At 72.3% G+C, this 18,497-nt stretch carries 10 protein-coding genes and 5 pseudogenes; 7 read left to right on the forward strand and 8 right to left on the reverse strand.

What is annotated here, in order from left to right:
* Positions 1-645, reverse strand: a pseudogene (locus tag QMK30_RS21865) (protein phosphatase 2C domain-containing protein); the annotation flags it as partial.
* 714 nt (positions 646-1,359) lie between these two features.
* Positions 1,360-1,649, reverse strand: a pseudogene (locus QMK30_RS38860) (S8 family serine peptidase); the annotation flags it as partial.
* 186 nt (positions 1,650-1,835) lie between these two features.
* On the opposite strand from QMK30_RS38860, the gene QMK30_RS21880 reads away from it, so the two are divergent.
* The 3 genes from QMK30_RS21880 (at position 1,836) to QMK30_RS21890 (ending at position 3,848) form a co-directional block, all read left to right on the forward strand.
* Entirely contained in the window at positions 1,836-2,882 is a 1,047-nt protein-coding gene (locus tag QMK30_RS21880) for a helix-turn-helix domain-containing protein (RefSeq protein ID WP_283519979.1), read from the forward strand.
* A gap of 36 nt (positions 2,883-2,918) precedes the next feature.
* Positions 2,919-3,401, forward strand: coding sequence for a DUF456 domain-containing protein (locus QMK30_RS21885; RefSeq protein ID WP_283519980.1), 483 nt, complete (start codon positions 2,919-2,921; stop codon positions 3,399-3,401).
* Between the two features lie 75 nt (positions 3,402-3,476).
* Positions 3,477-3,848, forward strand: a complete 372-nt coding sequence (locus QMK30_RS21890; protein ID WP_283519981.1) for a PPOX class F420-dependent oxidoreductase — start codon at positions 3,477-3,479, stop codon at positions 3,846-3,848.
* Positions 3,849-4,024: 176 nt separating this feature from the next.
* On the opposite strand, the gene QMK30_RS21895 is transcribed toward QMK30_RS21890, so the two are convergent.
* From QMK30_RS21895 to QMK30_RS21910, 4 genes and pseudogenes are all read right to left on the reverse strand, one after another.
* Positions 4,025-5,419, reverse strand: a complete 1,395-nt coding sequence (locus QMK30_RS21895) for a DNA-3-methyladenine glycosylase 2 family protein (protein ID WP_283519982.1) — start codon at positions 5,417-5,419, stop codon at positions 4,025-4,027.
* Positions 5,420-5,561: 142 nt separating this feature from the next.
* On the reverse strand, positions 5,562-6,752 hold the full coding sequence (gene rsgA / locus QMK30_RS21900; RefSeq protein WP_283519983.1) for a ribosome small subunit-dependent GTPase A: 1,191 nt from the start codon (positions 6,750-6,752) through the stop codon (positions 5,562-5,564).
* A 258-nt stretch (positions 6,753-7,010) separates the two neighbouring features.
* Positions 7,011-9,572, reverse strand: a complete 2,562-nt coding sequence (locus tag QMK30_RS21905; RefSeq protein WP_283519984.1) for a SpoIIE family protein phosphatase — start codon at positions 9,570-9,572, stop codon at positions 7,011-7,013.
* Between the two features lie 115 nt (positions 9,573-9,687).
* Positions 9,688-10,158, reverse strand: a pseudogene (locus QMK30_RS21910) (alpha-ketoglutarate-dependent dioxygenase AlkB); the annotation flags it as partial.
* 173 nt (positions 10,159-10,331) lie between these two features.
* On the opposite strand from QMK30_RS21910, the gene QMK30_RS21915 reads away from it, so the two are divergent.
* The 3 genes from QMK30_RS21915 to meaB are packed head-to-tail and all read left to right on the forward strand — an operon-like array spanning position 10,332 to position 15,437.
* Positions 10,332-12,221 (forward strand): methylmalonyl-CoA mutase family protein, encoded by a 1,890-nt coding sequence (locus QMK30_RS21915; RefSeq protein WP_283519985.1) that lies wholly within the window; start codon positions 10,332-10,334, stop codon positions 12,219-12,221.
* Positions 12,221-14,440, forward strand: a complete 2,220-nt coding sequence (gene scpA / locus QMK30_RS21920; RefSeq protein WP_283519986.1) for a methylmalonyl-CoA mutase — start codon at positions 12,221-12,223, stop codon at positions 14,438-14,440. Before QMK30_RS21915 ends, scpA begins: the two co-directional genes overlap by 1 nt.
* 4 nt (positions 14,441-14,444) lie before the next feature.
* Positions 14,445-15,437, forward strand: coding sequence for a methylmalonyl Co-A mutase-associated GTPase MeaB (meaB, locus tag QMK30_RS21925; RefSeq protein ID WP_283519987.1), 993 nt, complete (start codon positions 14,445-14,447; stop codon positions 15,435-15,437).
* 239 nt (positions 15,438-15,676) lie between these two features.
* Here meaB and QMK30_RS21930 read toward each other — a convergent pair whose 3' ends face one another.
* On the reverse strand, positions 15,677-16,780 hold the full coding sequence (locus tag QMK30_RS21930; RefSeq protein ID WP_502963197.1) for a sensor histidine kinase: 1,104 nt from the start codon (positions 16,778-16,780) through the stop codon (positions 15,677-15,679).
* Between the two features lie 395 nt (positions 16,781-17,175).
* Positions 17,176-17,886 (reverse strand): annotated as a pseudogene (locus tag QMK30_RS21935) (response regulator transcription factor); the annotation flags it as partial.
* A gap of 66 nt (positions 17,887-17,952) precedes the next feature.
* Here QMK30_RS21935 and QMK30_RS21940 point away from each other — a divergent pair.
* A pseudogene (locus QMK30_RS21940) lies at positions 17,953-18,400 on the forward strand (VOC family protein).
* Positions 18,401-18,497: the final 97 nt, after the last annotated feature.

The raw sequence follows: 18,497 nt of genomic DNA on the forward strand, positions 1-18,497 counted from the left end.
CGCGTCCGGGCCCGGGGGGAGCCCGGCCGGCCGGCGTGGGCCAGGGGGCGCAGGCCGCCAGTCCTCCGGGGGCGCCGTCGCGTCCCAGGCGGCGCGGCCCTCGGCCTGGTGGTGGGGTGCCGGGCTGGGGCCCGGGCGCCAGGCCTCCGGCGGCGCGGCTCCCGGGTGCGGGGCTGCGGGAGTGTCGGGCGGCGGGGGCGAGGTGGGCGCCTCGGGCGGGGCGGACCGAGTGGGCGTCGCGGGCCGTGCGGGTGCGTCGATCCGGGCGGACGCCTGCGGGGGCTCCGGCGGCTCCCAGGGAGCGCGCTGGCGCGGCATGACCGGCGGTGCCGGAGGCTGTGGAGGCGGCGTCAGTGAGGCCGGTGCAGGTGGCGTCAGCTCCGGTGGGGGCGACGGCTCCGGTGGTTTCAGCTCCGGGGGTGGCCTCGACGACACCGGAGCCATTGGAGCCCGTGGTCCCGGTGTCGTCGAGGCCGCCGGCGGCTCCGCTGCCGGTGGTCCCACCGTGCCCACCGCGGAGTCGAATCTGTCGTCCAGAGTGTCGCCCGCCGGGGCGGGGCCCGTGTCCGGAGTGGTCTCGTCGTCGTACAGCCGACTCCACCACTCGTCCTCGTGCGTGGCGCGCCTCTCCCCCTGCTGGCTCATGCCCCTTATTGTCCACCGCGAAGGCCGTACGAAAACGGGTCATCAGGAAAAAGTCGTCCGCCGGGCGACCCCACCCCCCACGGGAAGGACGCCCGGCGGACGGGTCGTGGCTAACGCACGTCGCACGCGCGCACCACGAGCTGAGTGACGGAGTTGCCCTTGGCGTCCGTCAGTTCGGTCTTCGGCGTGACCGGCTTGCCCGTCGCGCCCGCGTGGTTCACGGTCGCGGTCCAGGTGCCGGACTGCTGCCCGACCTCGGCCTCGGTCCAGGTCGCGCCGCCGTCGTTAGGAGTACGAGAGCTTCGCCGCCGTCAGAGTTCCAGGCGTGCAGCCCGCATGGCCGCTCACACTGAGGGCGATCTCCTGACCGTCCTGTGCGGGGAGCGTCTTACGGCCGTCCCCCGGGAGTTGGTAGCCCGGAAAGAGCAGCGGCACCCCTTGGGAGTAGGCGCTCTCGTCGAGCTCGGAACGGAACTTCCAGACCGTCCGCGTCTCGGTGGAGCGCTTCCAGACTGCCGCGGGCTGCCCGAACTTGGTGGTGGGCGGCGCCCATTCGTACTCGGCTTCCTCTGACGGTACGTCGAAGACTCCGAATGGGTAAGGAGATTCACCGATCATCTCACCGTCGCGGCTCAACTGCATCGATCCGATGTCGCCGAAGGAACCGGCCAGGCCGACATGTTCGCTGTCGCCCCAGAACGCGGGGGCGACCCCGATCCAGGAAGCCGCCCCGGCGCCACCGTCGTTGAGCACCTTGTTGAGGAGGTCGGCGCCGGGCGCCACGCCCTTCTTCTTTCGTCGCTCGCCGCGCCCGAGCCGCCCACCGTGGAGATGGTGTGGGTGCCGTGGCCCTGGCGGTCTTCGGTGGAGGGCGAGTCGGTGAAGTTCTCGGCGGCGGTGATGCGGCCCTTGAGGTCGGGGTGCTCTGCGTCCGCGCCGGTGTCGAGCACGGCGACCTTGGTGCCCGTGCCGTCGTAGCCCGCGGCCCAGGCCAGCACCGCTCCCCCCATGCCATTCCGCACATAAGGTGCAAACGCCCTATGTGTAGAAGCTGTTGGTGCTGCGGTGGCGCCACATTGGCAGAGGGACGGGTGGTGCAAGGATGATGTGTGCGGCGGGATTGTGCCGTGGCCGATTTCCGCCACGACCGCCACGACCTGCCAGATCCGCGTCCGGGGAGGGGTCCAGGAGTGCTGGGAGCCATAGGTCTCGATGAGGCACAGGAGTCGACGTACCGCGCGCTCGTCGCCGTCGGCGCCGGGGAGGTGCCCGACCTCGCCCACCGGCTGGCGCTCCCCGAGGCCGATACGGAGCGGGCGCTGCGCCGCCTGGAGAGCCATGGGCTCGCCGCCCAGTCCTCCGCCCGCACGGGGCGCTGGGTGGCGGCGCCGCCGGGGGTCGCCCTCGGCGCGCTCCTCACCCAGCAGCGGCACGAGCTGGAGCAGGCAGAGCTGGCGGCGACGCTGCTCGCCGAGGAGTACCGCTCGGAGGCGGCCGAGCCGGCCGTGCACGATCTGGTCGAGGTGGTGACGGGCGCGAGCGCGGTCGCCCACCGCTTCCTGCAACTGCAGCTGGGCGCGTCGAGCGAGGTGTGCGCGCTGGTGACCGGGCGGCCGAACGTGGTGGCCGGGCGGGACAGCGAGGCGGAGAAGCGGGCGGCGGCGCGCGGGGTGACGTATCGCGTGGTCATCGAGCGCGAGGTGCTGGCGCTGCCGACCGGCATCAGCGAGCTGGCCGCCGCGCTGGGGCGCGAGGAGCAGGTCCGGGTGGTGGAGAAGGTGCCGACCAAGCTGGTCGTCGCCGACCGCACGCTGGCGATGGTGCCGCTGACCGGGCGCGGCGCGGAGCCGGCGGCGCTCGTCGTCCATGCCAGCGGGCTGCTGGAGTCGCTGATGGGGCTCTTCGAGGCGGTGTGGCGCGAGGCGCTGCCGCTGCGGCTCGGGGAGGGCGACGGCGTGGCGGAGGAACCGGGCCGGGGGCCCGACGCCACGGACCTCCAGGTGCTTTCGCTGCTGCTCGCCGGGATGACGGACGCGAGCGTGGCCAAGCAGCTGGAACTGGGGCTGCGGACCGTGCAACGCCGGGTGAAGGGGCTGATGGAGCTGGCGGGCGTGACGACCCGGCTGCAACTGGGCTGGCACGCGTACGAGCGGGGCTGGGTGGCGCGGGACCGGCCGGGCGGGGACGGCCGCGGCGGCGCGGGACCGGCCGGGAGCGGCCCGCCCCGGCTCGCTTGACCTGCGAGAACGCTCCGGCTCCTGCACGCTTGACAGATGGGTGCATGGCAGCTTGTCGCGGTCGGCCTGGTGCTGCTGCTGGGTCTGCTCGGCGTGCTCGTCCCCGGTGTACCGGGTCAGGCGATCGTGTGGGCGGCCGTGCTGTGGTGGTCGCTGGCAGCCCCGACGAGCCTCGCCTGGGGCGTCCTGATCGGCGCGACGGCCGTGTTGCTGCTCAACCAGGCGCTGAAACCGCTGTTGCCGAGCCGCCGACGCAATGCGTCGGGGGCTCCCTCGCGCACGCTGCTCGTGGGCGGGCTCGCCGGGATCGCCGGTTTCTTCCTGGTGCCGGTGGTGGGCGGCATCGCGGGGTTCGTCGGGGGAATCTACGGGGCGGAGCGGGCGCGGCTCGGCAGCCACCGGGGCGGCTGGGCCTCCACGCGCACGGTCATGCGCGCCGTCGGCCTTCCGGTGCTGGTGGAGCTGTTCGCGTGCCTGCTGGTGGTGGGGGCGTGGCTGGGGGCGGTGATCTGGGGCTGAGGGGAAGCGAAGTACGCGCGAGGCCTAGGCCCTCGGGCCGATGTGGGTGGTCAACGGGCGTGTGAGGGTGGCCCCATGACCGCTTTCAGCGAAACAGAACGCGCGTATCTCAAGACCCAGCGCCTGGGACGAATGGCCACGGTCGACGCCAAGGGGCAGCCGCAGGCCAACCCGGTCGGCTTCTTCCCGCAGGACGACGGCACGATCCTGGTGGGCGGCCATGCCCTGGGCACGACGAAGAAGTGGCGCAACCTCCAGGCGAATTCCAAGGTCGCCCTGGTGGTCGACGACATCGTGAGCTTCCAGCCGTGGGCGGTGCGCGGGGTGGACATCCGGGGTGAGGCGGAGCTGCTGACCGGGCCGCACGAGCTGGGCCCGCACTTCAGTGACGAGATCATCCGGATCCACCCGAACAAGATCCACAGCTGGGGCCTGGACACGCCGTGACGGGGAAATCTGGGCGGACGAACACGCCGCTCCCCACTTGCCGAGCGGCCCCGGAGACTGCCGCGCCGCCCCTCGGTGACCCGGCGGCCGGCGGGGCGTCGCCCGGGTGACCGGCGCACCCCGGCACCCCACAACCGGCCGCCGCTCGCCCCTAATACTGCAACCGCATGCAGTACCTAAGCCGCACTCCCCGGATCCGCCGCCCAATGGTGGCGCATCGCGTACGAGCGCCAGGGGCGCCAGGCTTCCGCGTCCGGCTCCCCGGACGGTGCCACATCGGGGTCGCCGAGCGCCCGCATCCGGATCAGGCCCGCGGTCCTGGCGGTGATCCCGGGCAGCGTCAGGAGTGCCTGTTCGGCCTCCTCTCGGTCGGCGCCCGGATCGAGGCGTACAGCGCCGTCGGCGAGCGCGGTCGCGAGGGCGCGCAGCGCGGGGTCGTCGGCCCCGGTGAGGGCGCCGGGCTCGGGGAAGAGGTGGGTGAGGGCGCCGCACGGGAGGTCCAGAGCCTTCCCGTACGTCTCGACCAGCCGTACGGCGTCATTCTGGCCGACCAGGGTCCGTACCGCCAGCTCGTCCGGGTCTGCGGCGCCGGGTGAGCGCAGTCCGGGGCGGGCGGCGACGAGCGGTGCGAGGCGGGGGTCGGCGCCGAGCCGCTCGTCGACGGCGTACGGGTCGGCGTCCAGGTCGAAGAGCCTGCGCAGCCGCTGTACGGCGGTGGTGAGGTCCCGCAGGTCGGTGAGGTGGATCCGGGCGTCGAGCCAGCCGCTGTGCGGCGCTTCGTTCACGGCGGCCATGCCTGTGCCGTAGGGCAGCCGCAGGGTGCGCCGGTAGGTGCGGGCGCCGGGCTCGCCGATGACCTCCTCGACGCGGGGCAGTGCTTCGCGGGCGAGGAGGCCGAACACCTCGCGGGCCGCGTACGCCCCCCGGTACGCGAGCCGCAGCGGGATCCCGGCCGCGAGGGCGGGCGCGCCGGTGCTGTCGGCCGCCCTCGCCCCCGCGCCGCCGCCCGTCCCGGTGCCCGCCTCCACGCGCAGCGCGCTCGGGGTGCGGGCGTAGATCTGCCGGATGGTGTCGTTGAACTGCCGCACGCTCGCGAAGCCCGAGGCGAACGCGATCTCCGTGATGGGCAGCCCGGTGGTCTGGAGCAGCACTCGGGCGGTGTGCGAGCGCTGCGCGCGGGCCAGCGCGACGGGTCCGGCCCCCAGCTCGCCGGTGAGCTGGCGCTGCACCTGCCGGGTGCTGTAGCCGAGCCGACCGGCCAGGCCGGGCACGCCCTCGCGGTCCACGATTCCGTCGCCGATCATGCGCATGGCACGGCCGACGACATCGGCGCGCGCGTTCCAGTCGGCGGAGCCGGGTACGGCGTCGGGGCGGCAGCGGCGGCAGGCCCGGAAGCCGTTGCCCTGAGCGGCGGCCGCGGTCGGATAGAAGCGGACGTTCTTGCGCTTCGGCGTGACGGCGGGGCAGCTCGGGCGGCAGTAGATGCCGGTGGTCGCGACGGCGAAGAAGAACTCGCCGTCGAAACGCGCGTCGCGGCTGCTGACCGCCTCGTACCTGGTCTCTTCGTCCATCACTCCCTCAGTGTGCGCCCGCCGCGGACTCCGGGCTCGCGGGATTCGGACACCACGTACGGGTGCGCGCGGCGGGATCCTCGAACCCGCGTTTCAAGCGCCGGGCAGACCCGGAATCGGGCCTGCCCGGCGCTTGAACGGGTCAGCGGTGACGGCCCCGCTTGGCCTCCATCGCGGCCCGGCCCTGCGCGGACCTCATCCGCCACTCACGGCCGATCTCGGCGCGCACCCTGACGTCGGTCTTGGCGGCGATGTGGCGGTTCTCCCGCAGCAGCTTGCGGTAGCTCTCCAGCCGGCGTTCCGGCAGTGAGCCGTCGGCCAGGGCGGCGAGCACCGCGCAGCCCGGCTCCGCCTCGTGGGCGCAGTCGTGGAACCTGCACGATGCGCCCAGGTCCTCGATCTCCGAGAAGACCTGTCCGACGCCCGCCTCGGCGTCCCACAGCCCGACCCCGCGCAGTCCCGGCGTGTCGATGAGTGTTCCCCCGCCGGGCAGGGCCAGCAGGTTGCGGGTGGTGGTGGTGTGCCGGCCCTTGCCGTCCACGTCACGGATGGCTCGCACATCCATCATGTCCTCGCCGAGCAGGGCGTTGGCGAGGGTGGACTTGCCCGCGCCCGACACCCCGAGCAGCACACTCGTACCGCCGGAGATCATGGCGGCGAGTACGTCGATGCCGTCGCCCGTCGCGGCGCTGACGGGCAGCACCTGCACGCCGGGCGCGGTGGCCGCGACATCCTCGACGAGGTAGGAGAGCCCGGTGGCGTCCGGCACCATGTCTGCCTTGGTGAGCACGACGACCGGCTGGGCCAGGCTCTCCTTCGACGGCGTCGCTCCGCGCAACAGCGCGTCGCCGCTGGAGCTGGACATCGCGAGCGCGAGGAACCGCTCGATGCGCCCGAGGTCGAGCTCGGCCGTGAGGGACACACAGATGACGATGTGGTCGATGTTGGTGGCCAGCACCTGACCTTCGGAGCGCTTGGACGAGGCGGACCGCACAAAGGCGGTACGCCGCGGCAGGAGCGTCCGTACGTACTGCGGATCGCCGACCGGGTCGACGGCGACCCAGTCGCCGGTGCACACGACCTTCATCGGGTCGCGCGGCACCACGAATTCGGTGTCGGCGCGGACGGTGCCGGCCGGGGTGACGATGTCGCACCGGCCGCGGTCGACCCGTACGACCCGGCCGGGCCGCAGGCCCTGCGCGGCGTACGGGGCGAATTCGGTGGCCCAGTCCTCGTCCCAGCCGTAGGCGGCGAGAGCACGCCGGTCGTCGGGCTCGGCGGAAGTACCGGAGGTGGAGGGGGTGTTGAGCGAAGCGTTGAACGATCTGGACAAGGGGAACCCTTCGGAGGGTGGCCCCGGCGGCGCGCTCGGCGCGCGGAAAACGGATGGGTGTCAGCCGGAGACCACAGGGATGGAAACGGTGATGAACTCCTGAATGCGGGTGACATTCATCAATGCCCTCACCTCCTGTTTCTTCAACGAACCGACACACCCCGGGACGACGCACCGCGTCGCTCGGCAACACGGAAAACCCTAGCCCCGCACCGGCGCCGGGTGCCAACCATTTATCGGTCGGCCCACCGGGCCGCGTCAGTCCGCCGAGGGGAACGACTGCTCGGTCCAGATGGTCTTCCCCGACCGCGTGTACCGCGTTCCCCACCTCTGGACGAGTTGCGCGACGATGAACAGCCCTCGGCCGCCTTCGTCGTCCTCGGCGCTGTGCCGCAGATGCGGTGAGGTGTGGCCGGTGTCCGCGACCTCGCACAGCAGGGTGCGGTCACGGATGAGGCGCAGGTGCAATGGGCCTTCGGCGTACCTGATCGCGTTGGTGACCAGTTCACTGACGACGAGCTGGGTGGCGAACGTCAGGTCCTCGAGCCCCCAGTCGCGCAGCTGCCCGGTGGCCAGCTCACGGGCGTGGCTCACCGCGACGCGCTCAGCGGGCAGCTCCCAGTCGACAACCTGGCGGGCGTCGAGTTCGCGGGTACGGACGAGCAGCAGAGCCGTGTCGTCGGCTGTGGTGCCGTCGGGCAGAAGCTCAGCCACCGCCCGGTCGCACAGCTCCTCCAGGGATTTCTGACGGTCACTCAACACCCTTCCCAGCGTGTCGAGTCCCACGTCGATGTCACGGTCACGGGCCTCGACCAGGCCGTCGGTGAAGAGGGCCACCAGGCTGCCCACCGGCAGCTCGATCTCCATGGACTCGAAGGGCAGGCCGCCGAGGCCCAGCGGTGGACCGGCCGGGAGGTCCGGGAAGGTCAGCCGGCCGTCGGGGTACACGATCGCGGGCGGCAGATGTCCGGCGCGGGCCATCACGCAGCGCCGCGAGACCGGGTCGTAGACCGCGTAGAGGCAGGTCGCCCCGGTGGTCACATCGGCGTACGAGCCGGCCGCCTTGCCGGAGACGTCCGACTGTTCCTCCGCCGCCTGCCCCACCAGATCGTCGAGCCGGGTGAGCAACTCGTCAGGGGACATGTCCATTTGGGCGAAGGCGCGCACGGTCGTGCGCAGGCGCCCCATGGTGGCGGCGGCCTGCAGGCCGTGGCCGACCACATCCCCCACCACGAGGCCGACCCGTGTCCCGGACAGCGGGATCACGTCGAACCAGTCACCGCCCACCCCTGTCTGGTCGTCCGCGGGGAGATAGCGGTAGGCGAGGTCGACCGCCGACTGCTGCGGCACGTGCTGCGGTAGCAGTTGACGTTGCAGGGCGAGGGCCGCGGTGCGTTCACGGGTGAAGCGGCGGGCGTTGTCGACGGACACGGAGGTACGGGCCACCAACTCGTGGGCCAGGGCGACTTCGCCACTGTCGAAAGCGGCGGCGTGCGGGCCACGGACGAAGGTGACGAGCCCCAGGGTGCTGCCTCCGCCGCGCAGGGGAACGACCAGGGTGTTCTCGTCGAGTACGAGCCCTCCCGAGGCGAGGCTGCGGTCCTGGGGCGAGCCGGGCGGGTAGTCCACGGGCAGCGGCTCGCGCGGCGCAGGCTCCAGAGGCTCGGCCGATGCCCCGGGCCGACTCGGCTCTCCCCGCTCCCCCGGCGCCTCCGGGCCGCTGCGCGCGGCCGATTCCTCCGCTTCCTCGGCCCCCTCCGCGCACACATCCGTGCCGGTGCCCGGGTTCGACGGCTTCGTGTCCTGCGCACCGCCGGAGCGCCAGGCGACGCGTACGAGACCCATCGACGCCGAACCGCCGGTGACCGGCACCTCGCCCTCAAGGACCGCCTTCCCGAAGTCGACGGTCACCAGATCGGCGAAGGCCGGTACCGCCACCCCGGCGATCTCCTCGGCGGTGACGATCGCGTCCAGCGTGGTGCCGACCCCGCGGCCCGCCTCGACGAGCAGGGCCAGCCGGTTCTGCGCCTGGTAGCGATCGGTGATGTCGAAGGCGTCCTCGCACACTCCGAGCACGTGCCCGTCAGCGTTCTGCAGCCGGTAGTAGGAGCAGGACCAGAGGTGGTCCGGTCCCGGGTCGCTGGGCTGCTCGGCGCGGAAGTGCAGGTCCAGGACCGGTTCGCCGGTTTCGATCACCTGGCGCATCACCGCGTCGAGGGTCTTCGGGTACCCCTGGGTCACGAAGGTGCCACCGGGGTACAGCTCATCGGCCCGCATTCCGCGGAATGCGGCGAACGGGCGCCCGATCTCGCGTTCGTACGCAGCGTTGCACCAGGTCAGCCGCAGGTCGGTGTCGTAGATACCCAGACCCACGGGCGACTGAGTGGCCAGCCCGTGCAGCATGGACAGCCGGGATTCCCACAGCCGCAGGCCCTCCAGCTCGGCCGCGACGAGGATGCGCTGGGGCGTGCCGACCGGCGTACCGGCGCCCTCGGCGCCCGGCAGGAGGCACACCGCCGTCGCGACCAGCAGCTCATGGCCGGCCCGGTGGCGCGCGACCCGGATCTCGCTGCTTTCGAACGGGGGATCCGGGGCCGGGACGGCCTCCTCGGAGGGAGGGAGCGCGGACACCGGCCGCAGCGGCAGGAACGTGTCCAGGGGCCGCCCGACGATCTCGCCGGGCCGGTAGCCGAGGAGCGCCTCCGCCGCGGGACTCCACCCGACGACCGTGTCCTGGGCGTCGAGTACCGCCGTGGCCGCCCTGGTGACGTCGAGGGGTCCACGGAAGTCGGCACTCTCAGCCGCGTCCCACGCGTTCACAGCGCCACACCAGCCCGGTTCATTACCTACAGAATCAGCCCTTGCGGGGACCGGCACAACCGCGATGCGCAGACGGAGAGGTCCGTATTCACCCGGCGCTCGACGCGGTATCCGCTCAGCGCACGTCGTGCGGGCGGAACTGCACGCTGATCCGGGGCCCCACGGAACGCGCCGTCTTGGGAATCGCATGCTCCCAGGTGCGCTGGCAGCTTGCGCCCATGACAATGAGGTCACCGTGGCCGAGCGGCTTGTGCACCGGGGAGGGGCCCGGCCTGCGGGGCCTCAGCGCAAGGTGCCTGGGCGCTCCCAGGGAGACGATCGCGACCATGGTGTCCTCCTTCCTGCCCCGGCCGATCGCGTCCCCGTGCCAGGCGACGCTGTCCTGACCGTCCCGGTAGTAGCAGAGCCCCGCAGTCGTGAACGGCTCACCGAGTTCGGCCGCGTAGTGCGCGCTCAGCGCGGAGCGGGCCTCGGCGAGCTTCGGGTGCGGCAGGAGGTCGTGTGCGCCGAAGAAGGACAGCAGCCGCGGCACCTCGACCACACGCTCGTACATGACCCGCTGCTCGGCCCGCCATTCGACGCCGCGTGAATGGCCGGGGCAGCGCCCCTGACACACCCGGGCGCACCCCTGACACGCCCGTGACACACCCGGGCGCCGGATAGGCCACGACGCCCAAAGGATCAAGGGCGTGCAGGAGAGGGCAAGGTCACAGCCTTCCCCTCTCCTGCACCTTTGCACGGTTCCCCTAACATCTGAGCATGACGGTCCTCCCCGATGACGGGTTTTCGCTGGCCGCCGAGTTCCCGGACGCGACCCATGAGCAGTGGCAGAGCCTGGTGGCCGGCGTACTGCGCAAAACGGGTAAGGATGTCCCGGACACGGCGGCCGAAAGCCTGCTGTCCACAGCTTTCGACGACGGGCTCACGGCCCGCCCCCTCTATACCGCCGCCGACGGCGCGTACGCGGACAGCTCCGGCTATCCGGGTTTCGCGCCGTTCGTCCGGGGCGGCACGCCGGCAGGTGGCGCGGTCTCCGGCTGGGACGTGCGCCAGCGCCACGACCGGCCCGATCCCGTACGGACCAATGAGGCCGTCCTCGCGGACCTGGAGAACGGCGTCGCCTCGATCTGGCTGAGCGTCGGCGCGGTCGGCGTGCCGGTGTCCGGCATCGACAGGGCCCTGGCCGGCGTCTATCTCGACCTGGCCCCCGTCGTGCTGGACGCGGGCGCCGAATTCGCCGAAGCAACACGGGAGTTGCTGCGCCTGTACGAGGAGCGGGGCGTCGCCCCCGAGGCCGCGCTCGGCAACCTCGGCGCCGACCCGCTGGGCCACGCGGCACGCTCCGGCGACCACAGCGCGCTCGCCTCCCACACCGAATCCGCTGCCGCCCTCGCCGCGCTCTGCCACGAGGAGTACCCGGGGCTGCGGGCGCTGACCGTGGACGCGCTGCCGTACCACGAGGCCGGCGCGTCGGCCGCCCAGGAGCTGGGCTGCTCGCTCGCCACCGGCGTATCGCTGTTGCGTGACCTCACCTCGGCCGGACTGTCCGTCGAAGCGGCCTGCGGCCAGCTGGAATTCCGGTACGCGGCCACCGCCGACCAGTTCCTGACGATCGCCAAGCTGCGCGCCGCCCGCCGGGTGTGGGCCCGTGTCGCCGAGGCGTGCGGAGCGCGATCCGCGGCCGGGGCGCAGCGCCAGCACGCGGTGACCTCCTCGGTGATGATGAGCCGCCGCGACCCGTGGGTGAACATGCTGCGCACCACGGTCGCCTCGCTCGCCGCGGGCGTGGGCGGCGCCGACGCCGTGACCGTGCTGCCCTTCGACCACGCGCTGGGTCTGCCGGACGCCTTCGCCCGCCGCATCGCCCGCAATACGTCGACGATCCTGGTCGAGGAGTCGCACGTGGGCCGGGTCATCGACCCGGCGGGCGGCTCCTGGTACGTCGAGCAGCTCACCGACGAGCTGGCGCGGGCCGCCTGGGCCTGGTTCCAGGAGATCGAGCGGGCGGGAGGCCAGGCGGCAGCCCTGGGCTCCGGCCTGGTGTCCGAGCGGATCGGCGCCACCTGGCAGGGCCGCAAGAAGCAGCTGGCGAAGCGGCGCGAGCCGATCACCGGGGTGAGCGAGTTCCCGCTGCTCGCCCAGGCTCCGGTCGAGCGCGACCCGGTGCCCGCCACGCCCGGAGGTGGCCTGCCGAAGGTGCGCCGCGACGAGGACTTCGAGGCGCTGCGGGCCCGCTCGGACGCGCACCTCGCCGAGACCGGCGCCCGGCCCCGCGTCTTCCTGGCCGCCATCGGCCCGGCCGCCGCGCACACCGCGCGCGCCTCCTTCGCCGCCAACCTCTTCCAGAGCGGCGGCATCGAACCGGTCCACGACCCGGTGTCCGTCGACGCCGCTTCGGCCGCCGCCGCGTTCACGGCGAGCGGGGCCCAGGTGGCGTGCGTCTGCTCCAGCGACGCCCTCTACGCCGAGCACGCCGCCGCGGTGGCCGAGGCACTGAAGTCGGCCGGCGCCCGGCGGGTATACCTCGCGGGACGTCCCGGCGAGCAGCGTGAGACGTTTGAGCGGGCCGGGGTCGACGAGTTCGTCGTCGCGGGCGGCGACGTGGTCGCCGTCCTCACCTCCGCCCTCGACCGAATCGGAGTGGCGTGATGCGGATCCCGGACTTCTCACAGGTCGAGCTCGGGCAGCCGGGCGAGGCCGCGGCCACGGCCGGGGTCTCCGATGACCAGTGGCGCACGGCCGTCAAGGAGAGCACTGGCAAGGGCGACGGCGACCTGGTGTGGAACACGCCCGAGGGCATCCCCGTCAAGCCGCTGTACACCTCGCAGGACCTGACAGGGCTCGACTTCCTCGGTACGTACCCGGGCATCGCACCGTATCTGCGCGGCCCGTACCCGACGATGTACGTCAACCAGCCGTGGACGATCCGGCAGTACGCCGGTTTCTCCACCGCCGAGGAGTCCAACGCCTTCTACCGGCGCAATCTCGCCGCCGGCCAGAAGGGCCTTTCGGTCGCCTTCGACCTGCCGACCCACCGCGGCTACGACAGCGACCACTCGAGGGTGACGGGCGATGTCGGCATGGCGGGCGTCGCCATCGACTCGATCTACGACATGCGACAGCTCTTCGACGGCATCCCGCTGGACAAGATGAGCGTGTCGATGACGATGAACGGCGCCGTGCTGCCGGTGCTCGCGCTGTACATCGTGGCCGCGGAGGAGCAGGGCGTACCGCCCGAGAAGCTGGCCGGGACCATCCAGAACGACATCCTCAAAGAGTTCATGGTCCGCAACACCTACATCTATCCGCCCACGCCCTCGATGCGGATCATCTCGGACATCTTCGCGTACACCTCGCAGAAGATGCCCCGCTACAACTCCATCTCCATCTCCGGCTATCACATCCAGGAGGCCGGAGCCACGGCCGACCTGGAGCTGGCGTACACCCTCGCCGACGGCATGGAGTATCTGCGGGCGGGCCTCGGAGCGGGACTCGACGTGGACGCGTTCGCGCCCCGGCTTTCGTTCTTCTGGGCCATTGGCATGAACTTCTACATGGAGATCGCCAAGCTCCGCGCGGCGCGCCTCCTGTGGGCCAGGATGGTCAAGACCTTCGGCCCGAAGAACCCCAAGTCCCTCTCGCTGCGCACCCATTGCCAGACCTCGGGCTGGTCGCTTACGGCGCAGGACGTCTTCAACAACGTCACCCGCACCTGTGTGGAGGCGATGGCGGCCACCCAGGGACACACCCAGTCTCTACACACCAACGCGCTGGACGAGGCACTCGCGCTGCCCACCGACTTCTCCGCGCGCATCGCACGCAACACCCAGTTGCTGCTCCAGCAGGAGTCGGGGACCTGCCGGGTCATCGACCCGTGGGGTGGCAGCGCGTACGTCGAGAAGCTCACCCACGACCTCGCCCGGCGCGCCTGGGAGCACATCGAGGAGGTCGAGGCGGCCGGCGGTATGGCGCAGGCCATCGACGCCGGTATCCCGAAGCTGCGCGTCGAGGAGGCGGCGGCCCGCACCCAGGCCCGCATCGACTCCGGGCGCCAGCCGGTCATCGGTGTGAACAAGTACCGGGTGGAGACCGACGAGCGGATCGACGTGCACAAGGTCGACAACTCCTCGGTGCGCGTCCAGCAGGTCGAGAAGCTGCGGCGGCTGCGGGCCGAGCGCGACGAGGGCGCCTGCCAGGACGCGCTGCGCGCCCTGACCGCGTCGGCGCGGGCGGGCGCGGATCAGACCAACGGCCTGGACGGCAATCTCCTGGCACTGGCGGTGAACGCGGCGCGCGCCATGGCGACCGTCGGTGAGATCTCCGACGCACTGGAGAAGGTGTACGGGCGCCACTCGGGCCAGATCCGTACCATCTCCGGTGTGTACCGAACCGAGGCAGGCAGCTCTCCGGCGGTGGAGGCCACCCGCGTCCTGGTCGAGGAGTTCGACCGGGCGGAGGGCCGCCGCCCGCGCATCCTGGTCGCGAAGATGGGCCAGGACGGTCATGACCGCGGCCAGAAGGTGATCGCCACGGCCTTCGCCGACCTGGGCTTCGACGTGGACGTCGGCCCGCTGTTCCAGACGCCGGGCGAGGTGGCGCGCCAGGCGGTCGAGGCGGACGTGCACATCGTCGGGGTCTCCTCGCTGGCCGCCGGGCACCTCACGCTGGTGCCCGCACTGCGGGAGGAACTGGCCGCGGAGGGGCGCGGGGACATCATGATCGTCGTCGGTGGGGTGATCCCTCCGCAGGACGTCGAGACCCTGCACCGGGCCGGCGCCGCCGCCGTCTTCCCACCCGGCACCGTGATCCCGGACGCCGCGCAGGACCTGGTGAGGAAGCTCGCCGCCGCCCTCGGTCACGAGCTCTGAGCCGATGGCACCCACGATCGACATCGACACCTACGTCAAGGGCGTGCGCGACGGGTCGCGGGCGTACATCGCCCGCGCCATCACGCTCGTCGAGTCCACCCGGCCCGACCACCGGGTACTCGCCCAGAGACTGCTGACCGAGCTGCTGCCGCACGCCGGGGCGGCCCGCCGGATCGGCATCAGCGGAGTGCCCGGCGTCGGCAAGTCCACCTTCATCGACGCGCTGGGCACCCGGCTCACGGGCCTCGGGCACCGGGTCGCTGTGCTCGCCGTGGACCCGTCGTCCAGCCGGACGGGCGGCTCCATCCTGGGCGACAAGACCCGGATGGAACGCCTGGCGGTGGACCCGGCGGCCTTCGTACGACCATCGCCCACCTCGGGCACGCTGGGCGGGGTGGCCAAGGCGACCCGCGAGACCATGATCGTGACCGAGGCCGCCGGGTACGACGTGGTGCTGGTCGAGACGGTCGGGGTCGGCCAGTCGGAGACCACGGTGGCCAACATGGTGGACACCTTCCTGCTGCTGACCCTCGCCCGCACCGGCGACCAGCTCCAGGGCATCAAGAAGGGCGTCCTCGAACTCGCCGACGTCATCACGGTCAACAAGGCGGACGGCCCGCACGAGCGCGACGCGCGGTCCGCGGCGCGTGAACTGGCCGGTGCGCTGCGGCTGATGCACCCCGTGGACGCCGCGTGGACGCCGCCGGTGCTGTGCTGCAGCGCGCGCGAGGGCACGGGCCTCGACGCTCTCTGGGAGCGCCTCGAACAGCATCGGGCACTGCTGGACACGACGGGCCGGCTCGCGGCGAAGCGGCGGGATCAGCAGGTCGACTGGGTCTGGGCGATGGTCCGCGACGAACTCCTGGACCGGCTGCGGGTCCACCCGGAGGTACGGGAGGTCACCCCGGACCTGGAACGCCGGGTCCGCGACGGCGAGTTGACGGCGACGCTGGCGGCGGAACGGATCCTGGAGGCGTTTCAGGGGCGGACGGGGTAGGGGGTGGGGCGGGGCGTGGGCGGGTGGGGGTTGCCTGCGTAACTGGGGCTCCGCCCCAGACCCCGGTCCTCAAACGCCAAACGGCCTGAAGTGGCCAAGGCTTTCAGCCCGTCCGGGTTTGAGGACACGCCCGCAGGGCGTCCCGGGGGTATCCCCCGCACGCGGCGGCAGCCGCAAAACGTCACAGCGGGAAGGGGCGGGTAAGGGAACAGCGCCGCAGGCGCCGGCCCTGCCCGCGCTCAGCGTTCCGCCGCCGGCAACGTCACCTCGAACCGGCAGCCCCCCACCACGTTCCGCACAGCCGCACGCCCCGCATGAGCCTCCACGATGCCCCGGACGATGGCCAGCCCGAGCCCCGCCCCCGCCGGCGGCGTCCGCGCCTCCGTCCCGCGCCAGCCCGTGTCGAAGACCCGCGGCAGGTCCTGTTCCGGGATCCCCCCGCAGCCGTCGGTGACGGAGAGCACGACCGTGTCCGTGCCCGGCTCCCCCCGCCGCGCGGCGACCGCGACCGTCCCATCGGACGGGGTTCTCCGGATCGCGTTGACCAGCAGGTTCGCCAGGACGCGGGTCATTTCCTTGCCGTCCACCTCGACGGGCAGCGGCTCGACGCCGTCACCGACGAGGCGCACTCCGAGCTCGCGGGCCAGCGGATCCGCGCCCGCGAGCGCGTCGCCGACCAGGTCGTACAGGGACATCCGGCTCGGGCTGAGGGCGAGCGCGCCCGCGTGGATACGGGACAGCTCGAAGAGGTCGCCGACCATGGAGTTCATGCGGTCGACCTCGGTGCGGATCTGCCGGTAGTAGCGCTCGGGGTCGGCGACCATGCCGTCTTCGAGTGCCTCGGACATGGCGCGCAGGCCGGCCAGCGGCGTACGCAGATCGTGCGAGATCCACGCGACGAGCTCCCGCCGCGAAGTCTCCAGCGCCCGCTCCCGCTCCCTCGATGCGCCCAGCTTCGCACTGGTGGCAGCCAACTCCCTTCCCAGGGCGTCGAGTTCGGCTGTGGCGCCGCGGTCGGGCGCGGCGAAGCTTCCGCCGTCGCCGAACGAACGGGCCGCCAGGGTGAGGGCGTTGCTGCGGGCCACCACCCAGCGGCCGAGGATCAGCGCGGTGGCGAGGGAGACCGCCGCGGCCATCGCGATGACCGTGGTGACCACGCCGAGGTCGTGCCGGTTGAGGAACATCGCCCAGGCGACGGAGAGGGTCCCGGCGAGCATGGCGGTGACCGCGACGGCGGCGATGACCGTCAGCGAGACCACCACCGAACGGTGTCGCAGCAGGCGCAGCGCGAGCGCCCCGAGGAGTCCGGCGGCCGCGGCGCCGAGGAAGGCGAAGGCGGCCATGATCAGCAATGCGCGCACGGCGCTCAGCCTTCTTCCGTACGGGGTGCGTCATCCGCGAGCCCATCGAGATCCGCGGGTACGACCTCCGGACGCCCATCAAGGCCCGCGGGCACGACCTCCGGGGGCCCGGCACGGTCCGCACGTACGGCCTCCGGGGGGCCGGCACGGTCCGCACGTACGGCCTCCGGGGGCCCGGCACGGTCCGCACGTACGGCCTCCGGGGGCCCGGCACGGTCCGCACGTACGGCCTCCGGGGGGCCGTCAAAGTCCGCAGGTACGGCCTCCCCGGTCCCACCGAAGCCCGTGGGTACGGCCTCCCCCGTCCCACCGAGGCCCGGGCGTACGCCTTCCGGGGGCCCTCCGAACTCCACCGGTACCTCTCCCGGCGTTCCGCCAGAACCCACAGGTACATCGAACCGGTACCCCACACCCCACACCGTCCGGATCAGCAGCGGCCTCGCCGGGTCGTCCTCGATCTTGCCGCGCAGCCGCCTGACATGAACGGTGACGGTGGACAGATCGCCGAATTCCCAGCCCCACACCTCCCGCATCAGCTGCTCGCGCCCGCACACCTGCCCCGGGCGCCGCAGCAGGTACGCGAGCAGGTCGAACTCCCGCAGGGTCAGCGCCAGGTCGTGGCCGTCCCGGGTGACGCGGCGGGCCCGCGGGTCCAGGTCGATGCCGGCGGCGCGCAGCCGCGGCCCCTCCCGGCCTTGGGCCGCCCGGGCGCGGCGCAGCACGGATTCGACCCGCAGCACCAGTTCGCGCGGACTGAACGGCTTGGTGACGTAGTCGTCCGCGCCTATTTCCAGGCCGAGGATCCGGTCGTCCTCGTCCCCCCGCGCGGTCAGCATGATCACCGGCACGGGTCCTTGGGCGCGCAGTGCGCGGCACACCTCAAGGCCGTCCATGCCGGGCAGCATCAGGTCGAGGACCACCAGGTGGGGCCAGCGCTCCGCCGCCGCCCGCAGTGCGGCGGGCCCGTCCGCGGCCCGGTCCACGGCGAAGCCGGCCCGGTCGAGATAGCGGGCGACGACCTCGGACACCGTCGGGTCGTCGTCGACGACCAGGACATGCACATCACTGCCGTGCCGCTGGTTCTCCATCCCACCACCGTAGGCGGCCGACCAGGGGCGACCACGTTCCTGGCGCCTTACGAATCCATGACGTCCATGACGTCCGATTTCTTCAAGAGCCGCGAGACCCTCCCGGCCTACGGTGAATCCAAGACTCCACGACTCGATGCGATCGGCCTGATCGTCCCCGACTCGGCCACTTCTCTCGCCTTCTACCGCAAGCTTGGCCTCGATGTCCCGGCCGAGGCCGACTCCCAGCCGCACGCCGAGGCGACCCTGCCCGGCGGCATGCGTGTCCGGTGGGACACGGAGGAGTCCGTCGCCACCTTCGACCCGGGCTGCACCCGGCCGCAGGCAGGTGAGCGGCTCGGTCTCGCGTTCCTGTGCGACAGCCCGGCCGAGGTCGACGCGGCGTACGACGCCTTTGATCACGGCGGGGTACGCGGGCCACCTCAAGCCCTGGGACGCCGTCTCGGGGCAGCGCTACGCGGTGGTGCTGGATCCCGACGGCTGCGGTGTCTCGCTGTTCGCCAACGCCGTGTAGGCACCGAGAGTCAGCCCGGCCAGGTCACGCAACGACAGCGCCATCGAGCCTCGATGCCCACTCGGCGTACATACCGTCCAGGTTAGGCGCGCCTCCC

The organism is Streptomyces sp. H27-C3 (assembly GCF_030063415.1).
Lineage (GTDB): Bacteria > Actinomycetota > Actinomycetes > Streptomycetales > Streptomycetaceae > Streptomyces.

Bases quoted from the DNA above. Each gene is read 5' to 3' on its own strand.
- meaB (WP_283519987.1), top strand. From the start codon at position 14,445: ATGGCACCCACGATCGACATCGACACCTACGTCAAGGGCGTGCGCGAC.
- QMK30_RS21915 (WP_283519985.1), top strand. From the start codon at position 10,332: ATGACGGTCCTCCCCGATGACGGGTTTTCGCTGGCCGCCGAGTTCCCG.
- QMK30_RS21930 (WP_502963197.1), bottom strand. From the start codon at position 16,780: ATGGCCGCCTTCGCCTTCCTCGGCGCCGCGGCCGCCGGACTCCTCGGG.
- QMK30_RS21895 (WP_283519982.1), bottom strand. From the start codon at position 5,419: ATGGACGAAGAGACCAGGTACGAGGCGGTCAGCAGCCGCGACGCGCGT.
- scpA (WP_283519986.1), top strand. From the start codon at position 12,221: ATGCGGATCCCGGACTTCTCACAGGTCGAGCTCGGGCAGCCGGGCGAG.
- QMK30_RS21890 (WP_283519981.1), top strand. From the start codon at position 3,477: ATGACCGCTTTCAGCGAAACAGAACGCGCGTATCTCAAGACCCAGCGC.
- QMK30_RS21885 (WP_283519980.1), top strand. From the start codon at position 2,919: ATGGGTGCATGGCAGCTTGTCGCGGTCGGCCTGGTGCTGCTGCTGGGT.